The organism is Sulfitobacter sp. R18_1 (genome assembly GCF_017743915.1).
In the GTDB taxonomy this organism is placed as follows: Bacteria; Pseudomonadota; Alphaproteobacteria; order Rhodobacterales; family Rhodobacteraceae; genus Sulfitobacter; species Sulfitobacter faviae.
Window position 1 is genome coordinate 158,881 of sequence record NZ_JAGHRG010000010.1, and the last position, 16,660, is coordinate 175,540.

General features: G+C 63.6%; 15 protein-coding genes. 1 reads left to right on the forward strand and 14 read right to left on the reverse strand.

The genetic code is table 11. The annotated features are described in order from the left end of the window. Positions 1-7: 7 nt before the first annotated feature. The 4 genes from recG to J7392_RS18795 form a co-directional block, all read right to left on the reverse strand. Positions 8-2,098 (reverse strand): ATP-dependent DNA helicase RecG, encoded by a 2,091-nt coding sequence (recG, locus tag J7392_RS18780; protein WP_209218891.1) that lies wholly within the window; start codon positions 2,096-2,098, stop codon positions 8-10. Further along, a complete protein-coding gene (gene ligA, locus J7392_RS18785; protein ID WP_209218892.1) occupies positions 2,095-4,215 on the reverse strand; it encodes an NAD-dependent DNA ligase LigA in 2,121 nt (706 codons plus the stop codon). The genes recG and ligA overlap by 4 nt, the downstream gene beginning before the upstream one ends. Positions 4,216-4,316: 101 nt before the next feature. Then, entirely contained in the window at positions 4,317-5,024 is a 708-nt protein-coding gene (locus tag J7392_RS18790) for a response regulator transcription factor CtrA (protein WP_209218893.1), read from the reverse strand. A 94-nt stretch (positions 5,025-5,118) separates the two neighbouring features. Beyond that, entirely contained in the window at positions 5,119-5,397 is a 279-nt protein-coding gene (locus tag J7392_RS18795) for a DUF1153 domain-containing protein (RefSeq protein WP_067266163.1), read from the reverse strand. Positions 5,398-5,517: 120 nt separating this feature from the next. Here J7392_RS18795 and mnmA point away from each other — a divergent pair, with 120 nt between their 5' ends. Next, complete coding sequence (gene mnmA / locus J7392_RS18800; RefSeq protein WP_209218894.1) at positions 5,518-6,660, forward strand: tRNA 2-thiouridine(34) synthase MnmA; 1,143 nt, start codon at positions 5,518-5,520, stop codon at positions 6,658-6,660. Between the two features lie 6 nt (positions 6,661-6,666). Here the strand turns inward: mnmA and lpxB are convergent, their stop codons facing one another. From lpxB to J7392_RS18845, 10 genes are all read right to left on the reverse strand, one after another. After that, complete coding sequence (gene lpxB, locus J7392_RS18805) at positions 6,667-7,818, reverse strand: lipid-A-disaccharide synthase (RefSeq protein WP_209218895.1); 1,152 nt, start codon at positions 7,816-7,818, stop codon at positions 6,667-6,669. Then, positions 7,815-8,615: a UDP-2,3-diacylglucosamine diphosphatase LpxI gene (gene lpxI, locus J7392_RS18810; RefSeq protein ID WP_209218896.1), complete on the reverse strand. Its 801-nt coding sequence runs from the start codon at positions 8,613-8,615 to the stop codon at positions 7,815-7,817. The genes lpxB and lpxI overlap by 4 nt, the downstream gene beginning before the upstream one ends. Further along, complete coding sequence (lpxA, locus tag J7392_RS18815) at positions 8,612-9,394, reverse strand: acyl-ACP--UDP-N-acetylglucosamine O-acyltransferase (RefSeq protein WP_136720306.1); 783 nt, start codon at positions 9,392-9,394, stop codon at positions 8,612-8,614. The genes lpxI and lpxA overlap by 4 nt, the downstream gene beginning before the upstream one ends. Beyond that, positions 9,391-9,861, reverse strand: a complete 471-nt coding sequence (gene fabZ / locus J7392_RS18820) for a 3-hydroxyacyl-ACP dehydratase FabZ (RefSeq protein WP_067264885.1) — start codon at positions 9,859-9,861, stop codon at positions 9,391-9,393. Before fabZ ends, lpxA begins: the two co-directional genes overlap by 4 nt. 81 nt (positions 9,862-9,942) lie before the next feature. After that, entirely contained in the window at positions 9,943-10,527 is a 585-nt protein-coding gene (locus J7392_RS18825) for an OmpH family outer membrane protein (RefSeq protein ID WP_209218897.1), read from the reverse strand. 4 nt (positions 10,528-10,531) lie between these two features. Further along, entirely contained in the window at positions 10,532-12,865 is a 2,334-nt protein-coding gene (gene bamA / locus J7392_RS18830; RefSeq protein WP_209218898.1) for an outer membrane protein assembly factor BamA, read from the reverse strand. A 194-nt stretch (positions 12,866-13,059) separates the two neighbouring features. Then, positions 13,060-13,185, reverse strand: a complete 126-nt coding sequence (locus J7392_RS24375; protein ID WP_269451576.1) for a hypothetical protein — start codon at positions 13,183-13,185, stop codon at positions 13,060-13,062. A gap of 135 nt (positions 13,186-13,320) precedes the next feature. Then, complete coding sequence (gene rseP, locus J7392_RS18835) at positions 13,321-14,673, reverse strand: RIP metalloprotease RseP (RefSeq protein WP_209218899.1); 1,353 nt, start codon at positions 14,671-14,673, stop codon at positions 13,321-13,323. 4 nt (positions 14,674-14,677) lie between these two features. Beyond that, positions 14,678-15,853, reverse strand: a complete 1,176-nt coding sequence (dxr, locus tag J7392_RS18840) for a 1-deoxy-D-xylulose-5-phosphate reductoisomerase (RefSeq protein ID WP_209218900.1) — start codon at positions 15,851-15,853, stop codon at positions 14,678-14,680. Positions 15,854-15,859: 6 nt separating this feature from the next. Further along, the gene (locus J7392_RS18845) at positions 15,860-16,651 is read right to left on the reverse strand and encodes a phosphatidate cytidylyltransferase (RefSeq protein ID WP_067261564.1); all 792 of its coding nucleotides are present in this window, start codon (positions 16,649-16,651) and stop codon (positions 15,860-15,862) included. Between the last annotated feature and the right edge of the window lie 9 nt (positions 16,652-16,660).

The window sequence follows — 16,660 nt, forward strand, 5'->3', positions numbered from 1 at the left end:
TTGACTACTAACCCACTGTTATCAAACGGATCGCCTCATCCTGCCGCATGAGCCACAAAAGCAGTCTCACAGCCTTGCCGCGCGGCCCTTCGAGGCTGGGGTCATCGGCCAAAAGCTTGCGGGCATCCGATTGCGCCACCGCCATCAGGCCCGCCTGACGCTCCAAATCCGCCACGCGGAAACGCGGCACGCCGGACTGCGCCGTGCCAATCAGATCCCCCGTGCCGCGCATCTTGAGGTCGGTTTCGGCGATGACAAACCCGTCCTCGGATTCGCGCAGCACCTCAAGCCGCTGGCGGCCCGTCTCGCTCAGCGGCGCTTGATACATCAAAAGGCAGGTCGAAGCGCCTGAGCCTCGCCCGACGCGGCCCCGCAACTGGTGCAGCTGCGCGAGGCCGAAAATTTCGGCCCGCTCGACCACCATGATCGTCGCATTGGGCACGTCGACGCCCACTTCGATCACCGTGGTGGCCACCAGCACCTTGGTCTCCCCCGCTTGGAAGGCGCGCATGGCGGCGTCCTTCTCTGCGGCCGGCAATTGGCCGTGGACCAGCCCGACAACGCCCTCGCCCAGAGCGGCGCGCAGACGTTTAAACCGGTCCTCCGCCGCCGTGAGATCACTGACCTCGCTTTCCTCGACCAGCGGACACACCCAGTAGCATTGCCGTCCCTCGCCGATCGCATGGCGCATCCGGTCGATGACCTCATCCATCCGTGCGGTCGAGACGAGCGCGGTGCGAATGGGCTGCCGCCCGGGGGGCTTTTCATCCAGAATCGAGACATCCATATCGCCGTATTGCGCCAGCGCCAGACTGCGCGGAATCGGCGTGGCGGTCATCACCAACACATCAGCGAGCTTACCCTTGCGGCCCAGTTCCAGCCGCTGCCGCACGCCGAAACGGTGCTGTTCGTCAACCACGGCAAGGCGCAGATCGGCAAAGCTGACATCGGCCTGAAAGACCGCATGGGTGCCGACGAGGATCTGAATATCGCCGCGTTCCAGCGCCGCGAGCTTGGCCCGACGCTCGCCTCCCTTGTCGCGCCCGGTGAGCAGTTCCAGCACCACGCCCGCCTGTTCCGCCAGCGGTTGAAGCCCCATAAGGTGCTGACGGGCAAGGATTTCCGTCGGCGCCATCAGCACCGCTTGGCCCCCCGCCTCGACCGCGCGCAAGAGCGCCATGAAAGCCACCAGCGTCTTGCCCGCCCCCACATCGCCCTGCAACAGCCGGTTCATCCGGGTCGCGCGGCCCATGTCGGCGGTGATCTCTTCGATGGCGCGCTGCTGCGCGCCGGTGGGGCGATAGGGCAAGGAGGACAGCACCCTTCGTTGCAGCCGCCCGTCGCCCCGGTTTGCCCGCCCCATCTTGCGCCGCTCATTCTGGCGCGCCAATGCCAGGGTGACCTGATGGGCGAAAAGCTCGTCATAGGCCAACCGCTCGCGGGCGGGCGCGGTGGCGGTCAGGTCTTCGGCCTTCTGCGGATCATGGGCGGCCTCTGCGGCGGCAGCGAAATCGGGCCAGCCGGCCTGCGCCACCTGCCCCGGATCGGCCCATTCGGCGACCACGGGCAGCCGTTTCAACGCGCCGCGGGTGGCCTTGTACATTAGCTTTTGTGTCAGCCCGGAGGTCAGCGGATAAACCGGCTCAAAATCGGGAATGCTGCTGGCCTGATCCTCCGGCACTGCGAAATCGGGGTGGACCATCTGCGCCATCCCGTCGAAAAATTCCACCCGGCCCGAGACGATGCGACGGCTGCCTTCGGGTAATTGGCGCTGCCAGTAATCGCCCCGCGCGTGGAAATAGACCAGTTGAAAACTGGTCTGCGCGTCCTCGACCATGATGCGATAGGCGCCGCCCTTGTTGCGGGCCGGGCGATGCGCGCCGATGGTGACCGCGACGGTCAATGTCGCGGGCAGATGCGCGTCCTTCACACTGTCGCGCAGACGGCGGTCGATGCCGGAATGCGGCAGGGTAAAGATCAGATCGCGCGGCGCTTGGATGCCCAATTGCCCCAGCAATTGCGCGGTCTTAGGCCCCACCCCTTCGAGCGTTTCCAGCCCGGCGAAAAGCGGGAAAAGCTGTTCCGGTCTGCCGCTCATTGGCCGTCGATCAGGGCCAGCCAGCCGTCTTCATCCAAGGTCTCGATCCCCAGTTCGGCGGCCTTTTTGGCCTTGGACCCGGCCCCCGGCCCCGCGACCAGAATGTCGGTCTTGCCGCTGACCGAGCCTGAGACCTTGGCCCCCAAACGCTCCGCGCGGGCCTTGGCCTCGGCACGGCTCATCTTCTCCAAGGTGCCGGTGAAGACAACCGTCTTGCCCGCCACGGGGCTGCCTTCGGTGTCGGGTCGTTCCGTCGGGACCACCGTAAGATGGGTCACCAGCCGGTCGATCGAGGCGCGCTCGGCCTCCTGCGCAAAGGCCGACACGAGCGAGCCCGCCATGACGCTCCCCACCCCATCGACGCTGATCAGATCGTCCCACGCTGGGCCGTCCAGCCCGCGCGCCTCGGCCATGGCGGCCTCGAAACTCTGCCAATCGCCGTAGTGGAGCGCGATCAGGTTCGACGCCGCCTCGCCCACATGGCGAATGCCGAGGGCAAAGATCAGCCGCGCCATGGGAATTTCGCGTCGATCTTCAATGGCTTGGAACAGATTTTCGGCCGATTTCGGCCCCCAGCCTTCGCGGTTTTTCAACTGCTGCACGCCGCTGCCGTAACGCTCTCTCAGGGTGAAAATATCCGCAGGCTCTGCGATCCAGCCGTCGTGGTAGAACTGTTCGACCTGTTTGGCCCCCAAGCCATCGATGTCAAAGGCTTTGCGGCTCACGAAATGGATCATCTTTTCAACGGCTTGGGCCGGGCAGATCAGCCCGCCCGTGCAGCGTCGCACCGCATCGCCCGGCTCGCGGATCGCATCCGACCCGCATTCCGGGCAGGTGGTCGGAAAGACGAAAGGCGCCGCATCCTCGGGGCGTTTCGACAGGTCCACATCGGCCACTTTGGGGATCACATCGCCCGCGCGGTAAATCTGCACCCAGTCACCGACGCGCACATCCTTGCCACCGCGGATTTCGGCGCCCTTGCTGTCGAGCCCTTTGATGTAGTCCTCATTGTGCAGCGTGGCGTTGGAGACGACGACACCGCCCACCGTCACCGGCTGCAACCGCGCCACGGGAGACAATGCGCCGGTGCGGCCGACCTGAATGTCGATGCTCTCAAGCCGGGTCCATGCCAGTTCGGCAGCAAATTTATGGGCCACGGCCCAACGCGGGGTGGTCGAGCGAAAGCCGAGCCGGTCCTGCAGCGCGAGGTCATCGACCTTGTAGACCACGCCGTCGATGTCATAGCCAAGCGTGGCGCGCTGCGCCTCGATCGCCTCATAATGAGCGACCATATCGCCCGGCCCCTCGCAAAGCGCGGTCAAAGGGTTGGTCGAGAACCCCAGTTCCGCCAAACGGTCGATGGCGCCCTTTTGGGTGTCAGCAAAGGGCGCCGAAAGCGCGCCCCAAGCATAGGCGAAGAACCGCAGGGGCCGCGCGCGGGTGATTTCGGGGTCCAATTGGCGCAGCGATCCGGCAGCGGCATTGCGCGGGTTGGCGAAAGTCTTGCCGCCCCTTTCCGCCTGCCGCGCGTTCAGGGCCGCGAAATCGGCGTGGCTCATATAGACCTCGCCGCGCACCTCCAGCAGATCGGGCGCATTCTTGAGCTCTTGCGGGATGTCTTGGATCGTGCGGGCGTTCGCGGTGACATTCTCACCCACAGCACCATCGCCGCGGGTGGCGGCTTGGACCAGCACGCCGTTTTCGTAGCGCAGAGAAAGCGACAGCCCGTCAATCTTGGGCTCGGCGGTATAGGCTAGCGGCGCATCGGCGCCGAGGCCGAGGTATTTGCGGATTCGTGCGTCGAATTCGGTGACTTCCTCGGCGTCGAAAGCATTGGCGAGCGAGAGCATCGGCACCGCATGGCGTATCTTCCCAAAACCTTCGGCGACCGGCGCGCCGACCTGTTCGGAGGGACTATCGGCGCGCTTGAGGTCCGGGAAACGCGCTTCGATCTCGGCATTGCGGCGTTTGAGCACGTCATATTCCGCATCGGAAATTTCCGGTGCATCTTCCGTATGATAGGCGGTGTTGGCCGCGCTCAACACCTCGGCCAGCCGGGCCAATTCCGTCTCCGCCTGCGCTTTGGTCAGCGCTTCAACCTCGATCTGGGATGTCACGATCTGCCCCCGATATTGTCATCTGTCGCTTAGATAGGTGGCGATCAGGGGCAGGTCTAGCGATTTCAGGGCGAATGATTTCAAGCCGGGGCCGAGGGGGATCAGGCGCTGGCGGCCAAATCCATCTCGACCGGGTCAGGATCGCGCAGCACATAGCCGCGGCCCCAGACCGTCTCGATATAGCTCTCCCCGCCAGTGGCTTGGCTCAGTTTCTTGCGAAGTTTGCAAATGAAGACATCAATGATCTTCAACTCAGGCTCATCCATGCCGCCATAGAGGTGGTTGAGAAACATTTCCTTGGTTAGGGTGGTGCCCTTCCGCAGGCTCAGGAGTTCGAGCATCTGATATTCCTTGCCCGTCAAATGCACGGGGGAATCATTCACGCTGACGGTCTTGGCATCAAGGTTCACCGACACTTGGCCCGTCTTGATAATGGATTGCGAATGCCCCTTGGACCGCCGAATGATGGCATGGATCCGGGCGACCAATTCCTCCCGATGAAAGGGTTTGGTCAAATAATCGTCGGCGCCGAAGCCGAAGCCCCTCAGCTTATTTTCCGTATCGTCGGAGCCCGAGAGGATCAGGATCGGCGTCTCGATCCGGGCGAGCCGCAACTGGCGCAGCACGTCATGGCCGTTCATATCCGGCAGATCGAGGTCGAGCAGGATCAAATCATAATCGTAAAGCTTGGCCAGATCGATTCCCTCTTCGCCCAGGTCGGTGGCGTAGACGTTAAGATTCGCATGGGTCAGCATCAGTTCGATACTGCGAGAGGTCGTTGGGTCGTCTTCAACTAACAATACACGCATTTCGGTTACTCCGGCTCATCTTGGACGATGGGCTCACCCTGAGCAAAAAAGGTTAACTACCCGTTACCGATACTCGATAGGATAGATTAACAACTTAAAGTTGTCTATATTTTTTCAAGGCCGTGGCTTTCAGCGCCGCCTCCCCATGTTCGGTAACCGCATGTAACCACTCCATAAATTCCTCATCACTGATGCCGTAACGCTCCAGCGCTTCGGATTGGGTGATCAGCCCATAGACCACCCCCCGCACCACCGCCGCCTTGCGCGAGGCGACCCATCTGCGGGTATCGGCGCTTGGCAAATCGGCGCGGGACATCACGCTCCCGTCAGCGAGGGTAACAGACCGTGGCCCATCGACTTTTTTCAGGTACATCGCATCATCCGCCATTGTTTTGGCGTCCAATAACCCCCACCTGCCTTAACGCGGCGTGAAGCCCGCCCTTGTGACTAGGTAGGATTTTCCTATATTCGCGCACAAACTCCGGAGAGACCCATGGCCCTTGATCAGACCCCGCCGCTCAATTCGCTTGGCTTTGCCAAAGCGCCTGCCGATACGCGCGTCGTCGTGGCGATGTCGGGCGGCGTGGACAGTTCCGTCGTCGCGGCCATGCTCAAGGACGAGGGCTATGATGTTGTGGGCGTCACCCTACAGCTTTACGATCACGGCGCGGCGCTGGCCAAGAAAGGCGCCTGCTGCGCGGGGCTCGACATTCAAGATGCCCGTCGCGTGGCCGAAGAGATGGGCTTCCCGCATTACGTGCTGGACTATGAGAACGTCTTCAAGGACGCCGTGATCGACGAGTTTGCCGACAGCTACCTCGGCGGCGCCACGCCCGTGCCCTGCATCCGCTGCAACGAGCGGGTGAAGTTCAAGGACCTGCTGGAAACCGCCAAGGATCTGGAGGCCGACTGCATGGCCACCGGTCACTATATCCAGCGCAAGATGGGTGAGAACGGGCCGGAGCTTCATGCCGCCGCCGATGGCAACCGCGACCAGAGCTATTTCCTCTTCTCCACCACCGAAGAGCAGCTTTCCTACCTGCGCTTCCCGCTGGGCCATCTGCCGAGCAAGGACGACACCCGCAAGCTCGCCGCGAAATACGGGTTGGAGGTTGCCGACAAGCCCGACAGTCAGGACATCTGCTTTGTCCCGAACGGCGACTACGCTGCGGTGATCCGCAAGCTGCGCCCCGAGGCCGCCGATCCGGGCAATATCGTCGACACCGAGGGCAATGTACTGGGCAGCCACGAGGGCGTGATCCATTACACCATCGGCCAGCGCCGCGGCCTCGGCATCGGCGGTCTTGCCGATCCGCTTTATGTCGTGAAGCTCGACCCAGAGCGCAAAGAAGTTGTCGTCGGTCCGAAATCCATGCTCGCCACCCGCAAGATCCCGGTGCGCGAGATCAATTGGTTGGGCGATGCGCCCCTGACCTCGCAGGCGGAATGGAACATCGCCGTGCGGGTGCGCTCTACCCGTCCACCGCGCGATGCAATCCTGCGCCCGATCAGCGAGACGGAGGCCGAGGTCGAGCTACTCACCGCCGAGGAAGGCGTCTCTCCCGGGCAGGCCTGTGTTTTCTATGATCCTGAAAGCACGCGCATTTTCGGCGGCGGCTGGATCCACCGGGGCTGACGGCCCCTAGAGCCGCGCCAGCACCGCCCGCGCGGCGCGCAGGCCGGGAGCCTCACCCCCCTGCCCCAGACGCTGCATCGTCAGCGCCATGGCGTCCTTCTGGGCGCCGGGCGCGCGCAGCACTTGCAAAACCCCTTCGGCAATCGGGCCGGGGCGGCAGTTCGCGCCGATGAACTCCGGCACAACGCGGGTTTCCGAAACGAGGTTGACCAGCGTCACCGTATCCACCCGCAGCATCCGACCGATGATCTGGCGGCTGATCCAATTCATGTCATAAGCGATGACCATCGGCGTGTTCACAGCGGCCAGTTCCAGCGACACGGTGCCCGAGGCCGCAAGCGCCACATCCGCCGCGCGGAAGGCGGCGCGCTTGCTGGCAGTGAAAGCCTCGGCACTTTGGTCGCGCGGGTCCAGCACCAGCGGGTTGCCCGCCCAGTTGCGCGTGACCTGTTTGACCAAGGCCGCCACGGGGGCCGCCGCAGGGACGACGACACGCAAGGACGGCTCGGCCTCGACCAATCGCGCGACGACCTGCTGAAACACCGGCGCCAGCCGCGAGACCTCGCCCCGGCGCGAACCGGGCAGGGCAAGCAGCAAGGGCGCATCGGCGAGGCGGTGTTCGGCGCGGAACGACGCCGCGGCGGCGTCATCGGCCACGGGCTCGGCCACCACCGGGTGGCCGACGAAATCACAAGCCATGCCCGCCGCTTCCATATAGGGCGGCTCGAAGGGGAACAGGGCGAGGACGTGATCGACGGAACGGGCCATCTTCTCGGCCCTGCCGGGGCGCCATGCCCAGACGGTTGGGGCCACGTAATGCACTGTTCTGATGTCGGATTTCTCTTTCACCTTGCGCGCCACGCGCAATGAGAAATCGGGGCTGTCGATGGTGATGAGCACATCTGGCTTGGTTTCAATCACCGCCTGCGCCGTCTCGTTGATCCGAGCCATCAGCGCGCGGTATTTCGGCAGGATTTCGGCCAGCCCCATGACGCTGAGCTCATCCATATTGAAGCGGCTTTCCAGCCCCTCAGCCATCATCTGCGGCCCACCGATGCCGTCGAATGTCACCTCGGGGCAGAGCTCTTTCAGCCCCGCCATCAGCGCGCCGCCCAACCGGTCGCCCGAAGGCTCGCCTGCCAGAATGAACACCTTCATCCCGCGTCCCCCTCTCGGACCCAAAGCACCAATCCCAATTCATCTGCCAGCGCCACGCAAGCGTCCCGCTCCAGCAGCATCACCCCACCCGCCTTGACCACCACGCCCGCCAGCCCCGCCGCATGGGCGGCGCGCAGCGTGTCGGGGCCGATGGTCGGCAGGTCGATCTCACGGATTTGGCCAGTTTTCGGGCCTTTGCAAAGCACTGCGCGCGCGCCCTGTACCGCTTCTGGCAGGGTCGCAAGCAGGTGATCCGTGCCCCCAATGGTCTCGACCCCATAGACCTGTTCACGCCCGATCACGCAGGCCTGCCCGATGTCCAAGCTTGCCAACCCGTCCAGCACCGCCGTGCCGCGCGCCGCATCCCGGCGCATCTGATCGTCGGGCCGCTCGCGGGACAGCACACCGCTGTCGGCCAGCAGGTCCGGGACCAGTTCATCGGCCCCAACCACCCGCAGGCCGTGATCTTCGAAAATCGTCTTGATCACCTCAAGCGCGCCATTGTCGCCCGCCGCAAGGGCGGCTTTGAACTGCGGCACGAGAGGTGCGGTGCGCATGTCGAGCTTGGCAGGATCGAGCGTAGGACGGTCAATCGCACCGCAGAGGCAAACCTCGCGGATGCCAAGGCCCAGAAGATGCGTAAGCAGGCTGCCCAAAGTCTCCAACCGGAAGGTCAGATCGGCCTTCAGCCCATCGGGCGCGCAGCCCTCATAGGCGCAGACCAGGGGCGGCACGTCCTGCGCCGCCGCCACCCGCGCGGGCAGGCCGCCGCGCCCGGCGATCAGCGCAAGGCTCATTTCGGCGTCAGGAAATGGCGGCCCGTGTCGGCCATGACAAAATCGACGATCTGGCGGACGTAATCGCTTTGGGTCTCGTCCCCCAAACGCCGCGCCCGGTCGGAGAATGTCCCCTCGCCCTGCGCCAGCATCTGGAACGCGGCCCTGAGCGCTGTGATGTCGCTGCGCGCCACGCCCGCGCGTTTCAGCCCAACAAGGTTCAGCCCGTCAAGATCACCGCGCGGCGCTTGCACGAGGCCGTAGGGGATCACGTCATTCGTCACCATGGTCACCGCGCCGATGATCGCACCCTGCCCGATCCGCACCCATTGATGAATGCCAGACAGCCCGCCGATAATCACGTCATCTTCGAGCACGCAATGCCCGGCAACGGCGGCGTTGTTCACCACGATCACGCGATTGCCAACCACAGCGTCATGAGCGATGTGGCAGCCGGCCATGAAGAGCCCGTCATCACCCACCCGGGTCACCCCGCCGCCGCCTTCGGTGCCGCAGTTCATGGTGACATGTTCGCGGATACGGTTCCGCTCCCCGATGACCAGACGGCTGGCTTCGCCCTTGAACTTCAGATCCTGCGGAATTTCACCGATCACCGCGAAAGAGAAGATCACCGTGCCTGCGCCGACCTCGGTCCGACCGGTGACGACGACATGGGATTTCAGCTCCACATCCGCCTTTAACACGACCTCGGGCCCGACCACGCAGAAGGGGCCGACGCGCGCCGAAGGGTCGATCTGCGCGCCCTCTTCGATCACGGCACTGGGGTGGATATTGCTCATGCCGCGTCCTGCGGGAGGTCCAACATCGCCATGAACTCGGCCTCGGCGGCCATTTCACCCTCAACGGTGGCCACGCCGCCGAACTTCCAGATTTTCGCACCCGGCTTGCCGCGCAGGGTCTTGAGGTCCATCCGCAGCACATCACCGGGGCCAACCTTGCGGCGGAACTTACATTTGTCGATGGACATGAAATAGATCAGCATGTCGCGGTCCTGCATGCCGAGGGCCGTGCCCACCATCACACCCGCAGTCTGGGCCATTGCCTCCACAATCGTCACGCCCGGCATGATCGGCGTGCCGGGGAAATGGCCCTGAAAATGCGGCTCGTTCATGGTGACGTTCTTGTAGCCGACAGCACTCTCGGTGCCCGCGATCTCTTCGACCTTGTCGACCAGCAAAAAGGGATAGCGGTGCGGCAGGATGCGCTGGATCATTTGGATATCGGCGCGCAGCAGCTCTTCGGTCATGGACTGTCCTTTGTCTCAGAAGGTTGCCGAAGGGCTACCAATTCGGGCGGCCGGGGGCAAGCATCCCGGCAGCTGCGGCGCTTACTCGGCGTCCGTCAGCCCGCTGCCGATCGTCTCGTCCAAAAGCGCAATCGCCCCATCCGTAACCTCGATCGCAGAGGACGAGACAAAGACCCGCCGCCGCTCCAGAATGACCGCCGCGTCGGAATTGCGCATCAACTGTTCAAGCACCGGGGCCGCAGCGGCCAGAAACCGCTCGCGCTCAAGGTCCAGCGCCTCGCTCAGCGCCCGGTTCTTCGCCGCCTGCTCTGCCCTTGTGCGCTGCACCTTTTCGTCAAAGGCGTCGGCCAAAAGCCGGAACTGCGCCGGTTTCAGCTGAGAGCGTTTTTCGGTGAGTTCGCGCTCTTCCGCCTCAAGCGCCGCTTCGATCTCGCGGTTCTCCGCGGCAAGCTCCTCGCTCTGGGCTTCGATCTCGCGGCTGACGCGCTGGCCAAAGGCACTGTCGCGGAACAGACGTTCGGAATCGATGGTCAGCACCGGGCTGATCACGCCGCCCCGCGCCGGGGCGGGCGTGTTTGTCTGAGGGTCTGCCACGGGCCCGTGCTGCGCAAGGCCGGGGGCGGCCCCGGCCAGCATCATCACCAAGGGGATGAAGGCGCGGCGCATGGGCTTAGAACGTGGTCCGCAGGGTGACCTCAAAGCTCTGCTCTTTGTCAAAGCTCTCTTTCTTCAGCGCGTCGGAGACGTTGAACTGAAGCGGGCCAAGCGGCGTGTCCCAGAAGACCGAGACGCCGATCACATGGCGGAACGAACCGCTTTCGCCGACGATGGTGCCGCCGGACGTGTCGACATCACTCAGGTCCCACAGATTGCCCACGTCATAGAAGACGCCGCCGGTGATGCCATATTCCTCAGGCAGACCCAGCGGGAACTCCGCCTCGAAACGGGCAACGGCAAAGAGGTTACCGCCAAGCGCATCGTCCACACCATTGCTCTGGTCGCGCGGCCCGATGCCGCCCGGCTCAAAGCCGCGCATGATGGATGGGCCAAGGATGAAACGGTCCACCGCGCGGTTGGTGCCGCTGTTCCAAGACAGCGCACCACCTTCGAGCGTGGCACGCAGGGTGACTTCCTCGTTAAAGATGCGCTTTTCGCCCGCGATCTTGGCCGTGGTCTTGATATATTCGTTGTCGCCGCCCAGCCCGGCGAAGTCCTGCCCGAACTCGAACAGAACGCCCTGCGTCGGGTCCAGCCCGCTGCGACGGGTGTCATAGGTATAGGTGTAGCCGACGGAGGAGGAAAAGACCGCGCCCTCTGCGATTTCATTCGCGATGGTGGCGCTGTTGTCTTCGTCCTCCCGCTCCAGCATCTCGATCCCTTCGAGGGTATAGCGCGTCGACAGACGGCCATTCTCGCTCACCGGGAAGGTCAGGCTGGGCTGGAACACCAGACGTTCGGTGTCATAGCTGGTGTAGGAAGAATTGGTCTCGGCGTAGTCCAGCTTGAGGCCAAGCGCCACGTCGCGGCCAAGGAAGCGCGGCTCGACAAAGGTCACGCCATAGCGGGTGGCATCCTCGGCGGTGGAGATCGACAGGTTCAACCGCTGGCCGCGCCCGAGGAAGTTTTCCTCTTGGAAGCTGACCGCCACACCGAAACCGTCGTTGTTCGAGAAGGAGCCGCCGAAGTTCAGTGAGCCTGTGGGCTTCTCTTCCACATCCACGTCGATCACGACCTGCTCGGGGCTGGAGCCTTGGCGGGCATTAACCTCTGCCGTCTCAAAATACTGCAACGCGCGGATGCGTTCCGCCGCTTGGCGGATTTCGCGCGGGTTGAAGGGGTCCCCCTCAACGCTGTCGAACTCGCGCCGGATCACACGGTCAAGCGTGGTGGTGTTGCCTTCGATGTCGATCCGCTCAACAAAGATACGCTCCCCACGGGAGAGTTTGTAGGTCACGTTGAGCGACAGATCGCGGTCGTTGCGGTCGATCACCGGCTCGACGCGCAGGAAATCGACGCCATCGCGGATCGCTTGGCGCTCGATCCGGGCGATGTCATTCTCGATCAGGGTCGGGGAATAGATCACGCCGGGGCGGATCTTGAGCAGGTCGCGATAGGCCGCCGCATTCAGGCCGGGCACTTCGGATTCCAGCTTCACTTCGCCGAAACGGAACTGCTGCCCCTCGGTGATGTTATAGGCCACAAAGACGCCATCACGCTCTTCGGTCAACTCGGCATTCACCGCCTCGGTGCGCATGTCGACATAGCCGCGCGACAGGTAAAAATCCCGCAGCAACTGTTTATCGGCCTCGACGCGGCCCTCAACATAGGTGTCGCGTTTGACCAAGCGGCGGAACAGACCGGCTTGCTTGGTGCCCAGAACGCGGCGCAGGCGGCGGTCGGAATAGACGCGGTTGCCGACAAAGCTCAGACGCTCGATCTCGACATTGTCGCCTTCGAAAATCTCGAACACCAGATCGACGCGGTTCTGGTCGCGGCGGATGATGCGCGGCTGCACGCGGGCCGACAGGCGCCCCTCGTTGCTATAAGCCTCCGCAATGGCGGCGGCGTCTTGCTCGGCTTGGCTGGGGTTGAACACCCGCCGCTCGGTCGAGCCGATGAGTTCGGCCAGCATCTCATCCTTGATGCGGCGGTTGCCCTCAAAACTGACGCGGTTCAGCGTCGGCAGTTCGACCACCGTGATCACCAGCGTACCGCCCTGCGGCTCAAGCGAGACGGATTCGAAAAGGCCCGAGTTTTGCAGGTTCTGGTAGGCGTCGTTCAACTGACCACCCGTCACCGCCTGCCCGCGCCCGATGCCCGCGCGGCGCAAAATGGCGCTGTCGCCAATCCGCTCATTGCCGTCGATGACGACCGTGTTGAACTGATATTGCTGCGCCTGCGCTTGGCTGCCGGGCACGAGCCACGCGACGGACAACATGACACAAAGCGATGCCCCCCGAAGGGTCTTGCCGACATTGCTGCGCTGCGCCCATTCGACGGGCATTCTGCCCTCGTTCCTCAGTCCCATTACACCGACCCGTTTTTTTACGACATTGTTGTCAACCTGACTACGCAGGTTAACGGGGTTTGTCAAAAGCAACGGCGGGAAAAATATACCATATCATGCGGCATCTTGAGCCAGAATGACATGATGGGACAAGATCGTGTGAAACTGCCCGAACCGGCAGCTCGCAGCGGTCAGAGAGAGGCGACAAAGGCCCCGGCGGAAAGCGCCGCCGCGATGGCCGCACCAAAGAACGCACGGTCCCAGTTCAGGTCCAAAAGCAGGCTCAGGCCGCGGTATGTTCCTTGCAAGACGTGCATCTTCCGTTCCTTCTCGATGAAGGGGAACCATAGCCAGAGATTGCGGCACGATTTTGTTCAATTGTGGCCATTTGAAGGCATTGCGCCCTGCCCCGAAGGGCAAGGCAGGGCTGTCTTTCGCTATCGTTGCGCCGCTTACGGGCAGAACAGATCGTTGCCAAGCGCAAAGAGCATCAGGGTCAGCACTAAGGCGATGCCGATGCTCATCAAAAAGCGCAGCGCGCCATCGCTGGGCGGTTTGCCGGTCACCGCCTCATAGGCGTAGAACACGAGATGCCCGCCGTCCAAGGCCGGGATCGGGAAGAGGTTCAGCAGACCGACCGCCGTGCTCAGCACCGCGATGAAATAGATGAAGGACTGCGCCCCTTGGCTGGCCATCGCGCCCGAAGTCTGGGCGATGCCCACCGGGCCGCTGAGGTTGCAGGTGCTAATATTGCCGACGATCATCTCACGCAGGCCCGAGATCGAGCCGGTGATGATGCGCCAAGTGTTATCCAAACCGGTGCCGAGCGCCTCACCCACGCCGGGGGTATCGGTCGCAGGCACGAAGGCCATGCCGCCAACGATGCCGATGCGCAGGTTTTGTTTGAAACTGCCATCGGGCTGCGGCTCATCCGTGGCTTTGGGGACAAGAGTGAAAGGCAAGCTCTCGCCATCGCGCCAGACGGTCAACTCCTGCGGGGCCCCTTCGGAGGCTTCGACCACCTCTTTCAATTCCCCAAAAGCCACGATCTCTTGCCCATTCACGGCGGTGATCACATCGCCACTGCGCAGACCGGCCTCTTGCGCCGCCGATTGCGGGGCGACGTTGCTGACCAGCGGCGGCATCAGATAGGGGCCGGGCACGGTCAGCTCTTCGCCATCGCGGGTGATGTCATAGCTCAGCACCGCTTCCTGCGGCAGGTTGGTCAGGAAATCGCCATAGCCTTCCCCGGCAGAGAGGGACGGCACCGGGGTGCCTTCGACCGCGCGCAGAATATCGCCCGGAGCCAACTCATAGGCGTCACTCGGCAGCGCGCGCAGCGCGCCCACGGTCAGCGGATCACGGGCGGTGCCCGCCGTCATCGCCACGGCGAAGAAAATGATGATCGACAGGGCAAAGTTAAACACCGGCCCCGCCGCCACGGTCAGCGCGCGGGCATAGAGCGGCGCGCCGTGCATCGTGTGGCGCAGCGCCTCGGGGTCGTCGGCGAGCGCTTCCATAGCGGTCTCATCCTTGCCCGAGGCCGCGTTGGAGTCGCCTGCGAATTTCACATAGCCGCCAAAGGGCAGCAGCGCGAACTGCCAGCGCGTGCCGCGTTTGTCGACGCGGGAGAAAAGCACCGGGCCGAAACCAAGGCTGAAGACATCCGCCTTGATCCCGGTCCAACGGCCAACGATGTAATGGCCGTATTCGTGGATCGCCACGATCACCGACAGCGCCACGACAAAGGCCAGTATCGTCCAGATCAGCCCGCCGAACTCCGGCAAAAATCCCATGATGTCCAACGTGCTACCCTGCCTTTTTCTGAATTGCGGCCTCTGCCGCCCTGCGTGCGAGATGGTCCGCCTGCGCCACCAGTTCAAGTGTCATGTGGTCGCGGCCCTGCGCAGCCTCTTCGGCGCGGCGCTCCAGCACCTCTTCGACGATCTCGGCCATCTGCGTGAAGCGCAGCCGCCCGTCGATGAAACCGTCAAGCGCCACTTCTTTGGCCGCGTTAAAAACCGCGCCCATCAGACCGCCGGCCGCCATGACGTCCCGCGCGAGCCGCAGCGCAGGCCAGCGGGCGTCATCGGGGGCGGTGAAATCGAAACGTCCGATCTTGGTCAGGTCCAAACGCTCGACCGGCAGATGCCCGCGCGCGGGGTGGTGCAGCGCATAGCCGATGGCATGGCGCATATCCGCGGGGCCGACATGGGCCATCAAGCCACCGTCGCAGAAACCTACCAGCGCATGGATCATCGACTGCGGATGCACCAGCACCTCGATCGCCTCCGGCGAGACGCCAAAAAACTCACGCGTTTCAATGACTTCCATCGCCTTGTTAAACATCGACGCCGAGTCGATGGTGATACGCTGCCCCATATCCCAATTGGGATGGCTTGAGGCTTGGTCGAGCGTCGCATGGGCAAGGTCTTCGAGCGGCCAATCGCGAAACGCGCCGCCGCTGGCGGTGATGATGACACGCTCCACCGCGGCCATATCTTCGCCAACGAGCGCCTGAAACACGGCGGAATGTTCACTGTCCACGGGCAGGATCGTCGCGCCGTGGCGCGCGGCCTCGCCCATGATCAACGCCCCGGCGCAGACCAGCGATTCCTTGTTGGCCAGTGCCAGCGTGCCACCTTGGCGCAGCGCCGCCAGCCCCGGTGCCAGCCCCGCCGCACCGATGATCGCCGACATGGTCCAATCCGCCGGGCGCGATGCGGCCTCGGTGATCGCCTCGGCCCCCGCAGCGGCTTCGACACCGCTACCGCTGAGCGCGTCGCGCAGATCATCCAGCAGGTCTTCGCGGGCGGTGACGGCCACATCGGCCTTCAGCGCAATGGCATCCTTGGCCAATTGCGCGATATTGCCCGCGCCGGTCAGGGCCACGACCTCATAGGCGTCGGGCGCGCGGCGGATCAGGTCAATCGTGTTTTGACCGATGGACCCGGTCGCCCCCAGTATCGAAATCTTGCGCGGCATAGCGGGTCAGTTCACACCCGGCGGGAAACCGATCAGCGGCCCGACGATCAGCAAGAAAACGGCGGCGCCCAGCATCCCGTCAAAACGGTCCAACAGGCCGCCATGGCCGGGGATCAGCGCGGAGCTGTCTTTGACGCCCATCTTCCGCTTCATGCCCGACTCCGCCATATCGCCCATCTGAGAGGCCATCGACAGCGCCACCGAGATGCCAACGAGTTGCAGGCCAAAGCCTGTGTTGAACGAAAAAATCAGCCCAACAACAGCCGCCCCGACCCAGCCCGAGGCGGTGCCGGACCATGTTTTCTTGGGGCTGACCTTGGGCCAGAATTTGGGCCCGCCGATGGCGCGGCCTGCGAAATAGCCCACCACATCGGTCACCACGACCACCAGCACCAGCCACATCAACCAGCCAAAGCCCATGTCATCGCGCAGCTGGATCAGACCAAAGCCCGCCAGCAGGATCAGCGCGGTAAAGCTCATGTAAAGCGTGCGGTTGGCGCTCAATAGTGCGAAACCCGCCAGCGCCGGGGCCAGCAAAAGCGGCAGGCCAAAGCCCACCGGCAGATAGACCGACGCCAGCACCGCCGCCGCGGTCACCAGCCCCAATTGCCAAGCCGCCGCTTGCCCCTGCCCGCGCAGCATGCCGACCAATTCCCAGACCATCATGCCGCAGATCAGCGCCACCAGCAGATGAAAGACGGTGCCGCCCAACCAGATGCCCAAAAGACCGATCAGGATCATCGCGCTGGCCGACAGCATGCGGGCGCGTAGGTCGGACCATTGTTCAGGTGATTTCATCGCAGCTCT

What these genes read in the sequence shown, in the direction of transcription:
- recG (WP_209218891.1), bottom strand. Translation starts at nt 2,098, where the DNA reads ATGAGCGGCAGACCGGAACAGCTTTTCCCGCTTTTCGCCGGGCTGGAA.
- J7392_RS18790 (WP_209218893.1), bottom strand. Translation starts at nt 5,024, where the DNA reads ATGCGTGTATTGTTAGTTGAAGACGACCCAACGACCTCTCGCAGTATC.
- J7392_RS18795 (WP_067266163.1), bottom strand. Translation starts at nt 5,397, where the DNA reads ATGTACCTGAAAAAAGTCGATGGGCCACGGTCTGTTACCCTCGCTGAC.
- mnmA (WP_209218894.1), top strand. Translation starts at nt 5,518, where the DNA reads ATGGCCCTTGATCAGACCCCGCCGCTCAATTCGCTTGGCTTTGCCAAA.
- lpxB (WP_209218895.1), bottom strand. Translation starts at nt 7,818, where the DNA reads ATGAAGGTGTTCATTCTGGCAGGCGAGCCTTCGGGCGACCGGTTGGGC.
- lpxI (WP_209218896.1), bottom strand. Translation starts at nt 8,615, where the DNA reads ATGAGCCTTGCGCTGATCGCCGGGCGCGGCGGCCTGCCCGCGCGGGTG.
- lpxA (WP_136720306.1), bottom strand. Translation starts at nt 9,394, where the DNA reads ATGAGCAATATCCACCCCAGTGCCGTGATCGAAGAGGGCGCGCAGATC.
- fabZ (WP_067264885.1), bottom strand. Translation starts at nt 9,861, where the DNA reads ATGACCGAAGAGCTGCTGCGCGCCGATATCCAAATGATCCAGCGCATC.
- J7392_RS18825 (WP_209218897.1), bottom strand. Translation starts at nt 10,527, where the DNA reads ATGCGCCGCGCCTTCATCCCCTTGGTGATGATGCTGGCCGGGGCCGCC.
- bamA (WP_209218898.1), bottom strand. Translation starts at nt 12,865, where the DNA reads ATGCCCGTCGAATGGGCGCAGCGCAGCAATGTCGGCAAGACCCTTCGG.
- J7392_RS24375 (WP_269451576.1), bottom strand. Translation starts at nt 13,185, where the DNA reads ATGCACGTCTTGCAAGGAACATACCGCGGCCTGAGCCTGCTTTTGGAC.
- dxr (WP_209218900.1), bottom strand. Translation starts at nt 15,853, where the DNA reads ATGCCGCGCAAGATTTCGATACTGGGGGCGACCGGGTCCATCGGTCAA.
- J7392_RS18845 (WP_067261564.1), bottom strand. Translation starts at nt 16,651, where the DNA reads ATGAAATCACCTGAACAATGGTCCGACCTACGCGCCCGCATGCTGTCG.